Source organism: Dyadobacter ginsengisoli DSM 21015, assembly GCF_059568735.1.
In genome coordinates, this window is sequence record NZ_JCANTY010000001.1 from 316,498 (window position 1) to 336,775 (window position 20,278).

Consider the following 20,278-nt stretch of genomic DNA (forward strand, 5'->3'; position numbering starts at 1 on the left):
GTTTTGGTGACGACCCTCATTGCTGTGTTCGTGCTCATCCTTTCAACCCTGTTATAAATTAAATGTTAACCATTCTGCTATGAATCTAAATGTACGCAATCCGGCAAAACGGAAGTACCTGTGGGCCGCACTCTTGCTGCTGTGGACGACGTCCTTGGCGTGGTCGCAGGTGAAAATATCAGGCAAGGTTTCTGATGAAAGCGGCGTCGTCCTGCCGGGGGTGAATGTACTGATCGAAGGCACCATGACAGGTACCTCTACCAACGCCGACGGTATCTATTCCATTGAAGTGTCGGGCAGCAACAAGGTCATGGTGTTTTCCTCTGTGGGTTATATCATGCAAAAAGCGGTCATCGACAACCGTAAAACGATAGATATTGTGATGCAGGCCGACCACAAGGCGCTGGAAGAAGTAGTGGTGGTAGGGTATGGCAGCCAGTCGAAAAGGGACATTACCGGCGCGATAGGGTCGATCTCGGAAAAAACGATCACCGAACGGCAGGCGGTAAATGTCTTCGACGCCATGCAGGGTGCCGTTGCCGGCGTGCAGATCAGCAGCAATTCCGGAGCGCCGGGCGCAGGGAGCAACATCATCATCCGGGGCGCTTCCACCTTTTCCGATGACGGCGTGCAGCCGTTGTACATCGTCGACGGCATGATCGTCCCCGACATCAACGGGATCAACCCGAACGACATCAAATCGATCGATATTCTCAAAGACCAGGCTTCGGCAGCTATCTATGGTTCGCGCTCGGCCAACGGGGTGGTACTGATCACCACCAAATCGGGGGAAGAGGGTAAGCCGCGCATCGATGTCCGGTATCTGAGAAGTTACAATACCATTGCCAACACGCTTCCGCAGGTCAATAAGTTTGAGCGGGTGCTCAACAACAATTCCACCAGAGGGACGGTACTCGAAAAGTACAATGCCAACCCCGATTCCGTTGGGCTTATCAGCAGTACCAGTAATGACTATCAGGATCTGCTGACCCGCACTGCGGTGCGTAACGACCTGGGGCTTAGTATCAGCGGCGGAAGCAATAAAATCAAATTCTTTACCGGGCTTAACTACATCGGGGAAGAGGGCGTCATCCTGACCAGCTACAACAACAAGGCCAACATGCGTATCAACGTGGATTACCAGGCCAGTCCGAAACTCAAATTCGGAACGCGGATGAGCCTGGGATACATGAAAACCAACAACATCAACGAAGGCAATGTGCTGGGCTGGGCGCTTAAAAGGATCACGGATTACATTGTTTGGTACCCCGACGGCTCTCTGGCGCCGATCTACGCCATGGGCGGTCAGCGGAACCCGGTGCAGGAAATCTATGAGCGAAAAAACATCACCAAACGGTATGAGGGAAATTTCAATGAATTCCTCGAGTACCAGTTCAACAACTGGCTTCAATTCAGGGCCAGCGCGACGGGTAATGTTTTACTGAGCCGCAACAATCAGTTTGTCGGAAAGGAACTGGATTCAAACGGAAGTGAAGACTTGCGGCAAAGTACCGGGCGCGACCAGACCATGTGGAGATGGTCTGTCCTGAGTGACGCCTATTTTTCAGCAAATAAATCCTTTGGTAATCACCGCGTGAATGCCATGGTGGGCGGAAGTATAGAGAACGGTAAAACCGAAAACCTGGATTTCGGAGCCCAAAGATATGTGACTGAAAGTGGTCTGACGACCATTAACCTGGGGACGCTTAACCTCTCACAGACCCAGACCTTCGCGCAGGATTATGCCATTGTGGGCGCATTTACACGCTGGGGGTATTCGTTCAAGGACCGCTATATCCTCAATGCTATCCTGCGTGCCGATGGTTCATCCAAATTTGGGAAAAACAACCGTTGGGGGGTATTCCCATCGGTGTCCGCGGCCTGGCGGTTCTCCGATGAGGGCTTCATGCTGTGGAGCGCCCCCGTACTTTCCGAAGGTAAAATCAGGGTGAGCTATGGCACCGGTGGAAACGATCGTGCATTGAGCTATTACGAAGCCCAGACGCGGTACGAATCCGGGCACCCGTATATGGGACAAGCCGGGGTGAGTGCGGTAGGCACCTATGGAAATCCGAACGTACGTTGGGAGGAATCCCGCTCCACGAACTTTGGCCTTGATCTCAATTTCCTGAGCGGGCGGTTCAGTTTCACAGGGGAATACTACGTGAAAACCACACGTGACCTGATCGTGCCGGTAAACCTGCCTACGCAGACCGGTTATTCCAATATGAAAATGAACCTGGCGGGTATCGAGAACAAGGGTCTCGAACTGTCGGTTTCCGGCTATCCCATTCCAAGAACCAGGGATTTTGCATGGCAAACTACCATCAACTGGGCCAGGAACCGGAACAAGATCACCAACCTGGCCCGTGAAAACTATTTACAGGATAATGTCTGGTATGTTGCGGCGGGAATGCCCGCGGGTAACTTCTACGGCTATCAGCAGCTGGGTATCTATCAGTACGATGCCAGTAATGCATACTCCGAAGATTATTCGGTACGATTAACGCCCAAAGTGGCGCGGGATGCCCAGGGCAATGTGATCATCGGTCAGAACGGACAGCCGACGGTGGAGGGCTACCAGCTTCCCAATGGAGACGCTTATGCCGGGGATGTGAAGCAGATCACAGTCAATGGTATTGTGGCCCGCGGCGGGGATGTGATCTGGGAGAACCTGCCCAATGCCGAAGGCAGTTACGACAACAAGATCGACGATTCGGACCGGCAGTTTCTGGGCAATGCGCAGCCGCGATGGGATTTGGGATGGAACAACATGTTTACCTATAAACAATGGAGTCTTTCATTCAATATGTATGCGAGATGGGGTGGAAAGATCTATAACAAATTCATGCATTCCTATGCTTCCTGGGGTGGGAACCTGCACAACCAGCACCCCGATTACGTGCGTACCGGATGGAAATATCCCGGACAGATCACGGATTGGTACTGGATCGGCAACGACCGGAACTACAACTACCGCGAGCTCAGCAGTGCATTTATTGAAGATGCATCGTTCATCAGGCTCAGAAATGTGCGGTTGTCCTATCAACTCACCAGTTCATTGGTGCGCAAGGCGCGTATGAGCAATGTGATGCTGTACGTGTATGGGAATAATCTGCTGACCTGGACCAACTATTCGGGCTACGACCCGGAGATCGGCGGTGGAGTACTCACGCCCGGACGTGATGCAGCCACGTATCCGCGCAAGAGAGAAATAGGGGTTGGTATCAATATCGGACTTTAAACCATACAGAGATGAGGATTAAATATTTGAATAAACTGACCTGGTCCGTCTGCCTGCTTTTGCTGGCGGGGTGTGAAGGCTATCTAGACCGCACCCCGTTGGCAGAGCTCTCGCCGGATACTTTTTTTGCCACCAAAGGCGATATGCGAAGCTGGATGAATGGCCTTTATGACGAGTTCCAGGGCGCATTAAACGGCAGTTCGGCCGCACATCTGGAATGGGGCGACCTCCGTTCCGACAATTATGGGAATACAGGGTACGGCGACACGCGGGTGTATATGAACGCCATCGACGCTTCGCAATCGCAGTGGGACTGGGAGAATCTGTACAAAGTAATCGACCGGTGCAATGTGGCTATCCAGCGTTTCCCCCGTATTCCAAACCTGCTGCCGGCGGATTATAACGACCAGGTAGGACAGGCGCACGGCATGCGGGCGCTCATGTACTTCTACGCGATACGGGTATGGGGTGCGGTGCCGCTCGTGACTGAACCGTGGACCGGCGATCTGGCTGCCACCCGCGTGGGCCGGACACCGGTGGAAACCATCAAAGCACAAATTCTGGCCGACCTGGACATGGCCATCGGGAAAATGGGTGTGGACGTTACGGGGACCCGGCGACTTTTTTTCAATATGGGTGCAGCGCGGGCATTGAAAACCGACGTACACCTGTGGTTCGGGGAATATGAAAAAGCTCTGGCCGCCTCCGACTACTTTGTCGGAAATGCCAGTTTTGCCCTTGTCGCTGACGAGAAAGCGTGGAAAGAGCAATTTACCGCCCCGGCCAATTCGCCGGAATCCATTTTCACCATGAACTGGTCGACCGACCTTTCCGATGGCGCCAATTCCTGGGCGCAGCGGGTGGGGGCTTCCAATACCAACAATACGTATAAGGTATCCCGCACAATTTTCAATGAGTTTATCGACCGGCTTTATTCGGGAAAAGGAAAAGACGGCCGGTTCTGGAATGTAATGGACACTGTCAAGATCTGGCGAAATGGCAACCGGGTTCCGATCAGTTATAACCATTACACGTTGGGAGGTACTGAAAAATGTACCAAGTACAGCCAGGTAACTCCCGCACGTGCCACAGCCGATGCAGATTACTGGCAGGTGCTTTCTACCAATGAAAGCTTTGTGCAAATGCCCGTTTACCGGCTATCCGATGTGCTCACGCTCCGTGCGGAGGCCCTGAACCACCTGGGCCGAGGGAAGGAAGCGCTGGCGATCGTGAACAGCATCCGAAAAAGAGTCGGTTACCTTGCCGATGCCACCACCGAAGTGAACGCGGCAGACCCAAAAGCCGTGGAATGGCTCATTTTAAAAGAGCGGCAGCTGGAATTCATGTGCGAAGGGAAGCGCTGGTTCGACCTCATCAGGACGAAACGGCTCATTGAGGTAATGGACCCGGTCATGCGGCAGCGACAGGAAGACGCCAATGCGACCGTCACCGGCTTCGGAGATGAAGGCAAAGCGCTTTTTCCGATCTATTACCGTGAATTTGAGGCTAACCCTGCCTTGAAAGGACAGCAGAACAAGCCGTATACCGAAGGGTAAAGGCATTGCCCATCAGGTATTTAATTAAAAAATCAGACTATATGAACCGTTTCAAATACATTATAGCCGTTTTCCTGGCGCTCACTACCCTGCTCACGGGCTGTGAACTAGCCGGACTTGACCTTCAGAAAAAATACGATTACGACGAAGATGCCGGCAAGTACAGCAATGAGCTGAAAATGACACCCCTGGACTTCATCAAGTCCCGTCCGGATTTGTTCGGTATACTTTTGGAGGGCATAGAACACGCGGGCATTGCGGACAGGTACAACGAAGCAAACAGTACTTACGCGCTCCTGACGAATACTGCGTTCAATTCCGCTACGGAAACGGATCTTAGCTATTTTCAAACACACAGGCTGCCGAATCCGGATTATGACCCGCAGAAGCCGGAGCAGGGCGACAGCACATTGATGGCATTTTCATTAACCCAGTATTCCAAAGAACAGGTCAGGCAGCTGTTGTTATACCACATTGCCCGCGGAACCTGGTCGTGGACCAACCTCCCCGCCGAGCCCACCTGGTACGATACCTACGCGGAGGGTGACACGGCCAAAATGAATTTATACCTGATGAAAAATGACCGTTCCCCCACCATCGGTTTCAATAATTTCAGCACGCATTACAAGTTCCCGATTGCGGCACGGACCACCAATCTGAAAGCTTCCAACGGGTCTTACGTGCACGTTTTGGATTCCTGGCTCAATTTCCCCTCCCGAACCGACCTGAAACTGGAATAACCGGACCTCCACCATTCAAACAACCAAGACATGAAACGAATACAAATAGCTTTTTTGAGCCTGATCCTCTTCGCCACGGGCTGTGAGGAACCATCCACCGTAGAAATAGATTCACTAAGCGCCATGGGGGACGAGTTTTTCTTCGGACAGAAAGTGAAGGTTTGGATGGGTGTCAATACCAATGACCTTCCTGCGGCCCGCTACACGTGGAGTACCGTGGGAGGGAGGCTCACCCAGCCGCAGGGGCTCGATGAAAATACCTGGGAAGCACCCCGCGAGGCCGGCCGTTACATGCTTACCTGCGAAGTGGATGTGAATGGTAAAAAACAGACCCGCTCCAGGGAGATGTGGGTGTCGTCCTACTACTTTGAAAAATTTGAAAAGACCTCGCATACCTTTACGATGAACAGCAGTACCGGGACGCTCAAAAGCGGGACGCTGGAAGCAAAGGTTAATTCCACAACCGCGGCAAGAGGGTATGCTCAGCGGGCTTTTGCCGATGCACAATTGCGGGTTCCGGTCAGTATGGAGGCGCAGGTGGGCTGGATTTCCAATTTCCCGAAAGATGCGATCAAAGTGGGCAGCACAACGGCGGACAATACACTTTACTACGAATGGACGCTCAACCGTGATCCGGATCGCGCCGATAACCTTTTTATCGACAACATCCGGTTCGAGTGGTTCCCCGTTGGTAAGACAAGCGGCTTGCCGGTAGACGGAGACAAAAAGCCATACAACGGCTTCTTGAGGTTTCAGCAACGAAATGCCTCTACCAGTACGACCACGGCCTTTACCGTCCCGGTCAATCATCCGGGTCTCTCGTTCGCTCAAAATGAAAAGAAAAAGGTATCCCTCAGCATGGATAAAGATTATCAGGTACACGTGTACATGGGCGGGACAGAAATACTGAAAACGGATGCGGTCCGTCAGTGGAGGACATCGAACAACTCAAAAGACGACATCTACGTGAACCAGTGGCGGATCAACTATTGCAGTAACAGCGCCGGACAAACATCCCCGACCATCGCCATCGACAATGCCTACGTGACTACCGACGGGACCATTCTGAAATAAATATTTACTGCATTGCTTTTCAATATGTGTACAAGAAAACTGTTGTTGGTAATTTTTGCTTTGGGGCCAATGCATGGTTATGCCCAGGAATCCGGGCCTCGGGACATTGCCGGGCCACAATCGGCTAACGTTTCGCCGCTTTGGAAGGCGTTTCAGCAAGCGAAAGGTGAAGAAAGATCAAAAGGCATTCCGGATTTCTCCTATGCTGGTTATCACTTTTCTGAGAAGGCGGTTCCCGATGTTTCCGGCCGCAAAAAATTCAATGTGACGGATTACGGGGCTATACCTGATGATGACCGGTACGACGACGATGCGATACAGGCAGCCATCCGCGATGCGGAAAAAAATCCGGGTGGAGGTGTTGTATTCTTTCCCCCGGGCAAGTATATCATCGCTCCGGACGAAAGTCCCGAAAAGCGGATTTCGATTACGCACAGTAACATCGTTCTGAAAGGCAGCGGCAGCGGAGCGGGAGGTACCGAAATTTACCAGGATAAAATGAGGCTCAACAACCGGCAATTCCTTTTCAAACCGGAAAAAATGGAAAGCCGCACGCTCACCACCATTGCTGCCGACGTTCCCAGGGAAAGTTTCTGGGTGGAAGTCGCTGATGCCTCGGCATTAAAACCCGGGCAGGACGTCGTGATCCGGCACCGCAGCGAGGCATTTACCCGGCAATACTTCGCGCCTCTTGCATTAAAGGAGCAATGGACGCGCCTGTTTGGCCCGAAAGGAGGGATGCTGATATTTGAAATACACACCATTGAAAAGATCGATGACAAGAAAGTGAAGTTTGTCAATCCTTTACATTTCGACCTGAGGATCGTCCCTGATTACCCCTTCGAACTGGCGAACTTTACCCCGATCGAAGAATGCGGGGTGGAAGACATTCTTTTCAGCAGCAACTGGAAAAACTATCCCGAAGATTTCGTCCATCATAAAAACGCCATTCACGACTATGCCTGGGAAGCTGTTGGTTTTGAGTATGTCAAAAACAGCTGGGTCCGGAATTGCGTTTTCCGGGATTGGAACGAGGGTATTTTCATCCGCTCCGGTTATCAGATGACGGTCGAGAACCTGACATTCGAAGGTAAAAAGGGACATGCGTCGGTTCATGCCCGGACCGGCTATGGCGTGCTGATCAAAAATTGCCGTTTCAATGGCGCTCAGCACCACGGGCCGGGAGTCGGTTACAGCGCTTCCGGTACGGTCATTACCGGTTGTTCCCTGGGCGTTGACCAGAATATCGACAGCCATTCAGGCCAGCCTATGGCGACGCTGTTCGATGATATCGACGGGGGGGTGTTCTATAATCTCGGAGGACCTGAGCAGGGGCATCCGCACCACGGCCGGGACCTGGTGTTCTGGAACTTTTACCACCGTTCCGGGAAAGATCAATCGTATGATTTCTGGGATATGAGCCGACGGAGAAATTATACCATCGCAAAGCCTGTCTTCGCCGGTTTTCGTTCCGATCATCCGGTCGGGTTGAGTAATTATGGCGTGAACGAGTCGCAGGGAAAGGCTGTCTGGCCCAAATCATTGTTCCAGGCGCAGCTCGAATGGCGGCTTCGGTCCAAATAGGAATGTCGCGGGTATTCCGCGGCATCTTGTCCCTCCGGGTTTTTGATGTTCAGGTCCCCATTCACGTCGATATCGATAAACTCATCGATTCTGACACCCTTACCGGGATTGACCTTTTCAGCGGTTGAATCTTTACCAATGAATGCAAGTTCCGACACCTCGTAACCCGATGGATAAGTAAATCCCAGATTGACAGCCAGGGTCTTTTGCTGATTGCCGATGGTGACATTGGCAGTAGCATACCGGGGAAATGAATAGAGGAGTTTGACGGGATGAGGATCGCCGGGGCAAGCCTACCCGAGACACACCGCCTTTGCCTCACAAATGTGGTTTGAGGCATTTGAAGGTGTCGGGAGATAGTCGATTATATCCATTTAGGGTTAAATTAAAAGAACGGACAGCGGCGGCTGACCGCTAAACCGTCACGATTTTCGTGTAGAGGATTCTCTAGGCCTTCGCCCCGGTTGTAAGAACCTAATCCTTCAACTGGTCATTCGCTCCTTAATGATTGCACAGGATTTATTAAGGCCGCTTTGATGGCCTGAAAGCTTATAGTGAATAGGGCTATGCATACCGATATTATGCCTGCAAAGGCAATCATCCACCACGAAAAGTCAACCTTATAAGCAAACTGACTTAGCCAATCATTCATGAAGTACCAGGAAGGGAACGCCGCTAGTACAATAGCAATCAAAACCAGTATGATAAACTCTATTGAAATGATGGTAAAAATATTCAAGATAGACGCTCCCAAGACTTTTCGCACACCAATTTCTTTTGTGCGGCGTTCGACGGAAAAAGTAGCCAGGCCAAACAAGCCAAGACAGGAAATAAAGATAGCCAAGCCTGAAAACCAATTTGCCAGCGTACTTATCTGCTTTTCGCTGCGATAGATCCAATCATACCCCTGATCCAAAAAAATATGGTTTAACGGGAAACCCGGCAAAAGCTTCTGGTATGTTTTTTCCATGTCCTGAATTGTTCCGGATATGTTATGCCCATCTAATTGGGCAAAAATTAATTGTGTCTCTTGTGGGCGATAACGGATGATCATCGGTTCAATGGCTGAATAAACAGAGGAAAGATGAAAGTTTTTAACCACACCAATAACAGTTCCGGAAACGCCATCTACGGTGATTGGCTGTCCAATTGGCTGGCTAAATCTCATTCGCCGGACTGCTTCCTCATTTAAGAGGACGTTCATACTATCCGTTCCATAGTTTGGGGAAAAATTGCGCCCGGTACTGAGCTGTATTTCCATTGTCTGCAAAAGATTGTAATCAGTATTAAGAATTCCTGTTAAGACTTTCTCATTGCTGTGTTGCCCGGGCCATTCCGGATACATTTTAGCACTTAGCCCTAAAAAATCGGTATTAACAAGTGTTATAGCTTTTACACCTGGAATCTTGGAAAACATTTCCTTGGCATGATCCAAATGCCTGAAATCCATATTTCGCCAATTAAAAAATACTACGTTGCTTTTTTTATATCCCAGATTTATGTTTTGAATAAAACTGATTTGTTTATAAACTACCGCGGTTCCCACTAACAGTAGAATGCCCGTAGTAAACTGAACCACTACCAAAGATTTCCTTAATGTAGATGCCGAAAGCCAGACACCAGCAGTTTGGATAGGTAAACCTTTCAGCACTTTTACTGGCTTAAAAGATGACAGAACAAAAGCCGGGTACAAGCCAGCAATCAATCCAGTAAACAATAAAATACCAACATAGACAATGTAGTACCAGGGATTGCCCCAATCTATAAATATGCTTCTTTCCAAGGGGGCGTTAAAATACGGCTTCTCCAACAAACCGTTAAAAAAAGGTAACGTTAAAAGTAATAATCCAAGTGCAGCAGCTCCGGCCACAAAAGTCAAAAGTATTGATTCACTCAGGAATTGCGTAATTAAAGTACCTTGACTTGCTCCGATTGCTTTACGTACACCTACCTCTCTTGCCCTTCGGGATGCTTTGGCTGTGGATAGATTCACAAAATTTATACATGCAATCAAAAGCACAAAGGTTGCTATAATACCAAAAAGCCGTACGTAAGTGATGCGCCCACCTCCGTTGTATTTGCCATCCTTAAAATCAGTTCTTAAATACCAGTCTTTTAATCCGTGTAAGAAAAAAGATCTGTTATCAAGCTTAGGGAGATCTCTGCGGGCCATATGATTAAGTCGGGCGGTCACATCCTTTGGATCAGCATTTGGGGCAAGCTTGGCAAAAAGCTGTATGGCATTAACCGTCCAATCCGTTGATTGTATTTCCAGGGGTTGAAATGGTCTTAAATAGTCAAATCTAAGCGTTGAGTTCAAAGGAACATCCGCTATCAAGCCAACCACCTTGTAATCTTGGGATTTGTCAATGCGGATCAGTTTTCCTATCGGGTCTGATTGGCCAAAGTATTTACGCGCCAGCCCCTCAGTTATAATCAATGTATTTGGCTCCGTCAGAGCAGTAGCCTGATCACCTTTAATAAGGGGGAAACTAAAAATATTTAAGAAATCAGGATCAACGGCCCGGCCTTGTTCGGGGATATTTTTTTCTTCATAAGAAAACAGGAGTTTTTCTCCCCATGAAAATCGTGCGGCTTTTTCTACCCCTGGAACCTCTCTTTTTAAGGATTCCGCCATAGGTAACGGTACCGCTTCGTAAGTTTGAACTCCATCTGTTGGGGGAGATAAATTAGCCATTACCTTATATATGCGGTCATGATTCGTATGAAATTGATCATAACTAAGTTCATGGTTAATCCAAAGCAAGATTAGCATTACTGTTGCAAGTCCTGTTGCAAGCCCCGCAGCGTTGATGAGGCTATAACCTTGTTGTTTGGTCAATGACCGATAGGCGGTTAAGAAATGTTCTTTTAGCATATACACCGTTTCTCTACATTCAAATCGACTGTACTTTGATTAATTCCGTACCTTTCTACTTTGATAAGCACTGATTTCAACACCACCTGGAAGTAAATATTTGTAAAGTGTCATCTTGGATGCGCCTGTTGTTTTGCAATCTGGTCAACTCCCAATTTCTCTTCCTTGTAATGCATCTCGGCTAGCATAGCTTTTTTCCCTGCTTAGTAAAAAGACCGCCTCTTCGTTCCCCTTTTCTGCCTCTCACCCTGGCAACTTCCAAGGGTGTTTCAAGGAATGCCCTAACCGCCGGGTGTCCAGCGTCGTGCAGTTAATAAATGTAGATAGCATCCCCTTCACGAGGGAGCTGTTGCATGGCTGCAAGTTGTGGGCTGTCGGACTTTATTCCGGAAGCTTTTTCCTGAAATATCTTTTCACAGCCTCATTTGCCCAAAGTACTCAGCTGCATTTCCAATTCTGATCTTAAGTGGAGACCCCTGCGTAACCGATTTTCACATTTGTCTAGTTTAATCCAGACAACAGGTCAAATTTAATGTACTCAGAATACTATACAAGTTTTATTTACTAAATCGATCCGGTACCTGCTTTAGATTTTCTTTATCATCCATCCCTGCGGGGTCCCCAATATTATTTATTGGATGAGGTGCTTGTCCTGACTTTAAACAGTGCAGTCACAAACAATGTCAATGGTCGCGCAACCATTATCAAACAGGAGCTTTACCAAAACAGGATGCAGACCGCTAAGCTGGTCAGCAGCGCAGCACGCCGCACCATCCGCACAGATGTATTGGCCACTATTGAAAAAGTAATCGCCGATACGGTTAAGGAGCCATTGGCCGAGGTAACACTGATCAAACAGCTTTTCAAAAAGCAAACGGTTTTACAAAAGCTATTAAAGGAAGACAGGCAGCACCTTAAGGCTCATGGAGATGAATCTGACGCCTGAGAATCGAATATCCCGGGCTCAGGATAAGTAGCAACCGTACGTGAAAGTTGTGACTGTTTTGCGGTCAGCCGCCGCTGTCCCTTTCTTTAATTTAACCCCATTTATAAACAGGTGATATTTCGTAACTTGGGAAAAATGATGATTGCGGCTGCGTTCAAGCCTAAACAGAAGGAAGAAACAAGAAAAATAAACTCAAAAAACGCATTGGTATGATCGATCCAAATACCCGTGACAGGACAGATGGTCAAGACAGAAAGATACGAAACGATTCCTGGCCGGGTTTAGTTGGCCGATCTGTTTTAGAGGTGTTTTTGCATTTCATACTCTCTCTAGTAAAATAGACACCCCACCCTGGTGCGCATCCTAATCAAAGACATAAAAGTGGGTCTGGCAAGCGCTTTCCGGGAGTATCAGATTAAAATCCTTAAATTTGCCCGCAATCGATTGAACCAGTTACGGGCACACCCGGTGTTGAAGATTGCAATCACTGAATGACCAGATTTAGGGCGACTTTGTTTTTTATGCTTCTGAGTTACGCTGCCTTAGCACAGCTGCGTATCGAAATCGTCGCTACCCCGCCGCTGGCTACCCCGGGCTCTTCCTTGTACCTCGCTTCGGACCTTAACAACTGGAGTCCAGGTGATCCGGACTACCGTTTTAAAAAAGACGAATCCGGAGTCTATTTCATGGAGCTGCCTTACACGCCCGCCAAGTTTGAATACAAGATTACCCAGGGAAACTGGACGATGGTGGAAGGTGACTCCGCAGGCGCACCACTGCGCAACCGGGTGTATGATCCGGTAGCGACGACCGATAAGCATTTGCTCAGAATACGGATCCGTGGCTGGGAAAAGAAGATCGTATACACCTTCATTATCAAAAAGCTGCCGGAAAACACTCCGCACGACGCCCAGTTGTTCATTACCGGTAACTTCAATGAATGGGAGGCAGGCAATCCGCTTTACAAGCTCTATAAAAATGTCGACGGAACGTACAGGACCACCATTCACACGGAAAGAGATCCCGTAGAATACAAATTCACGAGGGGGAACTGGAAGTCCATCGAAGGACGTGAAAGCGGCAAAGCACGACCAAACCGGGTGATTTACAGGGATTCCAAGATCAACCACATGTCGGTCGATGTGGAAATAGACGGTTGGGAAGACCTCACCGCATCATTTCATTTTTATTCGATCTATGACCTGCTGTTGCTATTCTCCGTGTTTCAGGGTTTGTTGCTGATTATCGCCATTCCCACGATACAAAACTACAACAGGGCCGCCAACCGCTGGCTTGTTATTACCATTGGAGTAGCCTCGCTGATGATCCTGCTGCGCACTATCGCGAGCTACCGTGAGGCTGCGCAGGCTTTCACAAAGTTGCTGCTGATACCGGATTTCGTCCTGTTTTTGTACGTTCCGCTGTTTTATCTTTATTTACAAAAACTGCTTTTCAACCAGTCAGCCAAGCCGGTCAGGCAGGTACTTTTGTTCCTGCCTGCCATTTTGCAGTGTTTCGTTTACCTGCCGTTCTTTCTCATGGGTGACAGGACACTGCAACTCAGTTTTATGATGCAGGACTGGAAGCTGATGGCGGTTTTTCTGGGGACGGGACTGCTCGCATTGGCCTGGAACACCTATTTCTGGTTCCTTTTCCGCAGCACGTTCCGGTTTTACAGGGAGCAATACCAGAGCCATTTTTCTTATGAGCAGAACCTGCATTATCTGAACACCGTACTCTTCATCCAGGCCATATGCCTTGGGTTGTGGTATTTCCTGTTCATCATGCTGGGACTGGGTCACTGGTTCGAATTCGACGTGACGCAGATCGTCGAACGGAGCGTGGATGCCATATGGCTGGCCTTCTCGATGATCACCTATTTTGTGGGTTACTTCGCTATTCACCAACCCGAGATTTTCAAAATCTCACCGCAGCCTTCGTCCATTTTCGGGGAAATAAGCCCTGCTCCGGTAGCGGAAAATGAAGAGACCGTAACGGACAAAAAATCGGAACAACCGGAGGACATGCAGACGGTCCGTGCGCAGGTCGAGGAATACATGGTCAGCAACAAGCCCTACACCAATCCGAAATTAAGCCTCAACGAGCTGGCCGGAAAGCTCAAACTGCCGCCGCATACATTATCCAGGGTAATCAATGACGGCTTCGAAAAGAACTTCTTCGATTTCATCAACTCCTATCGGATCGACGAGTTTAAGAAACGCGTGGATAATCCGAAGTTCAAGAATTATACGCTGCTCAGCATTGCCTACGAAGTGGGCTTCAATTCCAAAACTGCCTTCAACCGGTCCTTCAAAAAGATCACCGGTCAGACACCCCGGGACTACTACAACGAGAGCCGGCTCGACGAATAATTGACTTTTTCCGCCTAAAACTTTGAAATAAATAAGTGCCATTTTATAAAGTGGTTCGAAAACTTGTTTCATAATGTATTGGATATTAGTGGATTATATGTTGTCTGGTGAGCAAATCAAAAAAATGGCCGGAATAGGGAAGTGGAGCGACAGAGGACTTCTATAGGGATACTTTTGCTAAGTAATATTTTGATAATTAATAGGATTTTAGCCTGTGAACTGATCGGATGTTACCAAGCAACTAACCATCATTTATCTCTGTAAGATGAATCAGCATTACAAACAATTACTCTGTTTTGCCCTGTTGCTCCTGTTCGGGAGCTTGCCGGCGAGCGCGCAAACCACGGTCTCCGGAAAGGTCACCGATGCCAAAGACGGCTCCGAGCTGCCAGGTGTGACTGTCCTTGTTAAAGGGAGTTCGACCGGAACGCAGTCGGACGTGACGGGAAGTTACTCGCTTCGAAATGTTCCTGCGCAGGCCACACTGGTTTTTAGTTTTGTAGGTAAAATGGCCAAAGAGGTGGCCACGGAAAATCGCAGTGTTATCGATGTGACGCTCGAAGACGATAGCCGGGACCTTGCCGAAGTAGTCGTGATCGGCTATGGCTCTCAAAAGAAACAGGAGCTCACCGGTTCTATTACGTCCGTTTCATCGAAGGATTTTCAGCAGGGAAATATTCAAAGCCCCGAGCAACTGATCGTGGGGAAAGTGGCTGGTGTTTCGATCACTTCCAACAGCGGGCAGCCGGGTGCGGGCAGTACGATCCGGATCCGTGGTGGTGCTTCGCTGAATGCAAGTAACGATCCGCTGATCGTGATCGACGGGGTGCCTTTGAGCGGTAACCGGATCGACGGCTCGGCGAACCCGCTGAGCCTCATTAATCCGAATGATATCGAGACGTTCACGATCCTGAAAGATGCCTCTGCGACCGCAATCTATGGTTCCCGAGCTTCGAATGGCGTGATCCTGATCACCACCAAAAAAGGCAAAAGCGGTGCGCCGACGATCAATTTCAATACGCAGTTGGCTGTTTCCAAAATCGGCAGAATGGTGGATGCGCTCAACGCGGACGAATTCCGGGCTTATGTGGAAGCCAACGGAACCGATGCGCAAAAGGCGATCCTGGGCACAGCCAATACCAACTGGCAGGATGAGATTTACCGCACCGGCGTCAGTACGGACAATAACCTGAGCATTTCCGGCGCATTGAAAAACATGCCTTACCGGATTTCGCTGGGATATCTGATGCAAAACGGGATCCTGATCAGCGACAAACTGCAGCGCCCGTCGGCATCGGTGAACATCAGCCCGAGGTTGTTTGACAAACACCTGAAAATAGACCTGAACCTGAAAGGCGCCATTACGAGGTCGCATTTTGCCAATCAGGGAGCCATCATCAATGCCGTGCAGTTTGATCCCACGCAGCCTGTGATGGACGAAACCAGTCCTTTCGGCGGATACTTTGAATGGGTAACCAGGGACGAAGCCGGGGCGGCAACGCTTAATCCGAATGCGCCTCGCAACCCTGTTTCACTGATCCGCTTACAGGATAACAAAGGCAATGTGGAACGCAGTTTCGGGAATGTGCAGTTCGATTATATGTTCCATTTCCTGCCCGATCTGCACGCCAACCTGAATCTCGGTTACGATATCTCCAAGGGGCACGGGACCACTTTTGTCCCCGAATATGCCGGGCAAAGCTTCACCACCAAAGGGCAGAACAACAAGTATCTGCAGAAGGGGAATAACAAGGTAGCCGAGTTTTACCTCAATTATGTGAAGGACTTCAAGGCCATAAAAAGCACCCTGAGTGCCACCGCCGGTTATGGTTACTACAACAATTCAACCAAGAATTACCTCTATCCGAGTTTCAGCGCCAATGGCGACATCATCGAAGGCTCCCAGCCGAAATTCGATTACGATATTCCGGAAAACACATTGATTTCCTACTATGGAAGGCTCATATATACGCTCGACGACCGGTACATCCTTGCCGGATCGGTCCGCACGGACGGTTCCTCACGCTTCGCGCCCGAAAACCGCTGGGGTGTTTTTCCTTCCGTTGCGCTTACCTGGCGGATCAACAAGGAGTCTTTTCTGAATTCGGCCAGCAAATTATCCGATCTGAAACTCAGGCTGAGTTACGGGATCACCGGTAACCAGGACGGCATCGCCAATTATTCTTACCTGGGCATTTATTCGATCAGCTCCAACGCTTCCCAATACCAGTTTGGCAATACATTCTACAACATGACAGCCCCGGCTGCCTATGACAAGAATATCAGGTGGGAGCAAACGGCAACGGCCAATGCCGGCCTCGACTATGGTTTCTTCGACAACCGGTTGAGCGGTAGTCTGGATGTCTATTTCAAGAAAACCAAAAATCTGCTCAACACGGTGCCTATTCCCATCGGCTCCAATTTCAGCAATCAGATATTGACGAATGTAGGAAATATTGAAAATAAGGGAGTCGAATTTACAATCAACGGGACGCCGGTCAGGACTAAGAATTTCAGTTGGGATGCGGGATTCAACGTCACCTACAATGATAACAAAATCACTAACCTGACAGCCGTAAGCGATCCCGAATTTGCAGGGAATCAAACCGGCGGAATCACCGGCGGAACGGGGCAAAGTATTCAGATCCATTCGGTTGGCCACAATACCTTTTCATACTATGTTTTCAAACAGGTTTATGATCAGCAGGGTGCGCCGCTGGAAGGAGTATACGCCGACCTGAACGGCGACGGGATGGTGAACCAGAAGGACCAATACCGTTACAAATCACCATTCCCGAAAGTGATGCTGGGTTTCAACACACAGCTTACCTATCAGAAATGGAGCCTGAATACAATTTTAAGGGCCAATCTGGGCAACTACATGTATAACAACGTGGCCTCGAACTTTGGGGTGGAAAGGAATATCCTCAACCCGAACAATATCCTGGGCAACAGCACCACGGACATTTACAAAACCGGCTTTTTCAATAACCAGTATCAGTCGGATTACTATGTTCAGAATGCTTCATTCTTACGGATGGATAACCTCGGCATCGGTTATAACGCGGGCAGGATTTTGGGAAACAAAATGAACCTCCGCCTCAATGCAACCTGCCAGAATCTGTTTGTCTGGACCAAATATACAGGTCTGGATCCCGAGGTCAACGGAGGTATCGATTACAATCTGTACCCGCGGCCGAGAACGTTCGTGCTGGGACTGAATCTTGACTTTTAATCCATTCATTTCTAATTCATTGAAATATGAAAGTGTTCTTTAAAACATTAGCGGTTTCAGCATTGGTAATCGGGTCGGTTTCGTCCTGTACCAAAGACCTGGATCTTTCTCCGACGAACTCCATCACGGCTGATATCGCCTATAAATCATTGGCCGACTACAAAATGGTACTGGCCAAGGTGTACGGAAGTTATGCACTGGCCGGAAATACCGGTATCACCACGTCCGACCTGGCAGGGATAGATCCCGGGCAGGCCGATTTTCTCAGGCTCTTCTGGAATGCGCAGGAGCTCCCGACCGACGAAGCGGCCTGCGTGTGGAACGACCCGGGCATTCCCGATTTTCACAATCTGAACTGGACCGCCGGCAACGTATTGCTCAGTGCGTTGTACAACAGGAGTTTGTTTCACGTCACGGTCTGCAACGAATTTATCCGTGAATCGTCGGACGAAAAGCTCAGCGCACGCGGCATTACCGGCCAGGATGCCGATCAGATCAGAACATACCGCGCCGAAGCGAGGTTTTTACGGGCATTCCAGTACTGGGTACTGATCGACTTGTTCGGTAATCCGCCTTTTGTGACTGAGAATGATCCGATTGGCAAATATATCCCCCCGCAGATCAAGCGTGCCGAGCTGTTTGCCTACATCGAATCCGAACTGAAAGCCATTGAACCGACGCTGACCGAACCCAAAAAGAATGAATATGGCCGGGTAGACAAAGCGGCTTCGTGGGCGCTGCTGGCGAGGCTGTACCTGAATGCGGAAGTTTATCTGGGTAAAGGTCAGGGAAAATATACCGAGGCGGTTACGTATTCCGATAAGGTGATCAAGTCGGGCTACGCGCTCATGCCGGAATACAAAAACCTCTTCCTCGCGGATAACGATGTCAATAACCCGGAAGTGCTGTTGTCCATTAATTACGACGGGGTGAAAACGCAGAACAACGGCGGTACCACCTTCATTATCAATGCGGCCATCAACGCGGCCATGAACCCGCCGGCATTCGGGGTGCCCAATGGCGGCTGGGGCGGTAACCGGTCGACAAAAAACCTGCCATTGCTTTTTGGAGATTACAGCGGCAGCAAGGATAAGCGGGCGATGTTTTTTGGAAACAAAATTGAAATGGAAGACCCTGCCGTGTTTACTGACGGGCTCGCTATCACCAAGTTCAGGAATGTGACCAAAGCAGGTGTAACCGCACCCTCAGCAGGAGGTTCGTTTGCGTCCGTCGACTTCCCGCTTTTCAGGTTGGCCGAAATGTACCTGACCTACGCCGAAGCTGTCAAAAGAGGAGGGGCGGGCGGCAGCGATGCCACCGCTGTGGGTTATATCAACAAGCTTCGCGAGCGCGCTTACGGGAATGCCAGCGGGAATGTCACAAGTTTCAGTCTGAACGACATTCTGGATGAAAGAGGCCGCGAGTTCTATTGGGAGGCACACCGGCGCACCGACCTGATCCGGTACGGACTGCTTACTTCCGGAAGTTACTTGTGGCCGTGGAAAGGCGGCGTGAAAGATGGAAGAGGGGTGGCCGAGAGTTTCAACCTGTACCCGATCCCCGCGACAGACCTCATTGCGAACCCTAATCTGACACAGAACTAATGATAAAACATATCAAAAAGACAATTCTGGGACTGGTGGCCCTGGCAGCCCTTGCATCCTGCGAAAAAGACGAAATAAAAACGGTAGCAGTCCAGGGCAATGCACCGGTTCTGACGGTGAGCCAGCCTGCATTGGTGTTGACAAACGAGAATGCGGATAAAGAAGCCATCCAGTTTTCCTGGACGCCGGTCGACTATGGCTACCAGAGTGTGGTCGGTTATACGATACAGCTTGACAAAAAAGGGAATAACTTTCAAAAGCCCGCAGAGATCGCGGGTGGAAGTTTGTTGAAAAAGTCGCTGACAACTTCGGAAATCAATAGCCTGCTGATCAATAAACTGAAACTGACGGCGGGGCAACTGTTTGAGATCGAGGCGCGCGTGGTATCCTCGCTGGGCACTTCTGCGCAGCGTATGGACGCGACTTCGGCGGTGACTGCCATCAAAGTAACGCCATATTTTGTGGTGATCGTTTATCCGGCCATTTACGTGCCGGGCAGCCACCAGGGCTGGGCTCCTGACAAAGCGCCGAAGCTGGTGTCGGTGAAAGACGACAAAATGTATGAAGGGTATGTGTATTTCCCGGATGCAAGCAATGAGTTCAAACTGACTAATGCGCCGAATTGGAACGAGGGAGATTACGGCTCAGGCGGCCCGGGAAAACTGGGCAAAGGCGACAATCTGAAAGTGACCGGCGCCGGATATTATCTGCTCAAAGCGAACCTGACGGCGCTCACGTGGTCGTCCTTGAAAACAACCTGGGGCGTGATAGGATCGGCTACAAAAGGGGGATGGGACGCGGACCACGATATGACATTTGACGCTAAGGACGGCATCTGGAAAGCGGAACTGGCTTTGAAAGCAGGAGAAATCAAGTTCAGGGCCAACGACGACTGGGCGATCGCTTATGGCGACGGTAATGCGGACGGCGTCCCCGATACGGCGGAGAATAACAATATTAAGATCGAGGCCGATGGTACCTATATCATCAGTCTGAATCTGAGCAATGCAGGCAATTATTCCTATTCGGTTACAAAAAAGTAAAA

11 protein-coding genes are annotated in these 20,278 nt (G+C 49.6%); 10 read left to right on the forward strand and 1 reads right to left on the reverse strand.

The features are described 5' to 3' along the window. The first annotated feature begins 79 nt into the window (after positions 1 to 79). The 5 genes from BP71_RS01025 (at position 80) to BP71_RS01045 (ending at position 8,198) form a co-directional block, all read left to right on the forward strand. Complete coding sequence (locus BP71_RS01025; RefSeq protein WP_496375670.1) at positions 80 to 3,244, forward strand: SusC/RagA family TonB-linked outer membrane protein; 3,165 nt, start codon at positions 80 to 82, stop codon at positions 3,242 to 3,244. Positions 3,245 to 3,255: 11 nt separating this feature from the next. After that, positions 3,256 to 4,800 carry a RagB/SusD family nutrient uptake outer membrane protein gene (locus BP71_RS01030; protein ID WP_496375672.1) on the forward strand — a complete coding sequence of 515 codons (1,545 nt, stop codon included), beginning with the start codon at positions 3,256 to 3,258 and terminating at the stop codon, positions 4,798 to 4,800. 41 nt (positions 4,801 to 4,841) lie between these two features. Beyond that, positions 4,842 to 5,540, forward strand: coding sequence for a hypothetical protein (locus BP71_RS01035; protein ID WP_496375674.1), 699 nt, complete (start codon positions 4,842 to 4,844; stop codon positions 5,538 to 5,540). Between the two features lie 30 nt (positions 5,541 to 5,570). Beyond that, entirely contained in the window at positions 5,571 to 6,614 is a 1,044-nt protein-coding gene (locus BP71_RS01040) for a hypothetical protein (RefSeq protein ID WP_496375676.1), read from the forward strand. Positions 6,615 to 6,683: 69 nt separating this feature from the next. Beyond that, positions 6,684 to 8,198 carry a DUF4955 domain-containing protein gene (locus BP71_RS01045; protein WP_496375678.1) on the forward strand — a complete coding sequence of 505 codons (1,515 nt, stop codon included), beginning with the start codon at positions 6,684 to 6,686 and terminating at the stop codon, positions 8,196 to 8,198. Between the two features lie 490 nt (positions 8,199 to 8,688). Here BP71_RS01045 and BP71_RS01050 read toward each other — a convergent pair whose 3' ends face one another. After that, positions 8,689 to 11,076 (reverse strand): ABC transporter permease, encoded by a 2,388-nt coding sequence (locus tag BP71_RS01050; protein ID WP_496375680.1) that lies wholly within the window; start codon positions 11,074 to 11,076, stop codon positions 8,689 to 8,691. 634 nt (positions 11,077 to 11,710) lie between these two features. Between BP71_RS01050 and BP71_RS01055 the strand changes: the two genes are divergently transcribed. The 5 genes from BP71_RS01055 (at position 11,711) to BP71_RS01075 (ending at position 20,276) form a co-directional block, all read left to right on the forward strand. Further along, positions 11,711 to 12,022 (forward strand): hypothetical protein, encoded by a 312-nt coding sequence (locus tag BP71_RS01055; protein WP_496375682.1) that lies wholly within the window; start codon positions 11,711 to 11,713, stop codon positions 12,020 to 12,022. A 521-nt stretch (positions 12,023 to 12,543) separates the two neighbouring features. Beyond that, positions 12,544 to 14,394, forward strand: coding sequence for a helix-turn-helix domain-containing protein (locus BP71_RS01060; RefSeq protein WP_496375684.1), 1,851 nt, complete (start codon positions 12,544 to 12,546; stop codon positions 14,392 to 14,394). A gap of 265 nt (positions 14,395 to 14,659) precedes the next feature. Continuing rightward, positions 14,660 to 17,629, forward strand: coding sequence for a SusC/RagA family TonB-linked outer membrane protein (locus BP71_RS01065; RefSeq protein WP_496375686.1), 2,970 nt, complete (start codon positions 14,660 to 14,662; stop codon positions 17,627 to 17,629). Between the two features lie 26 nt (positions 17,630 to 17,655). Next, the gene (locus BP71_RS01070; protein ID WP_496375688.1) at positions 17,656 to 19,233 is read left to right on the forward strand and encodes a RagB/SusD family nutrient uptake outer membrane protein; all 1,578 of its coding nucleotides are present in this window, start codon (positions 17,656 to 17,658) and stop codon (positions 19,231 to 19,233) included. Beyond that, the gene (locus BP71_RS01075) at positions 19,233 to 20,276 is read left to right on the forward strand and encodes a SusE domain-containing protein (protein ID WP_496375690.1); all 1,044 of its coding nucleotides are present in this window, start codon (positions 19,233 to 19,235) and stop codon (positions 20,274 to 20,276) included. The genes BP71_RS01070 and BP71_RS01075 overlap by 1 nt, the downstream gene beginning before the upstream one ends. Positions 20,277 to 20,278 lie beyond the last annotated feature (2 nt).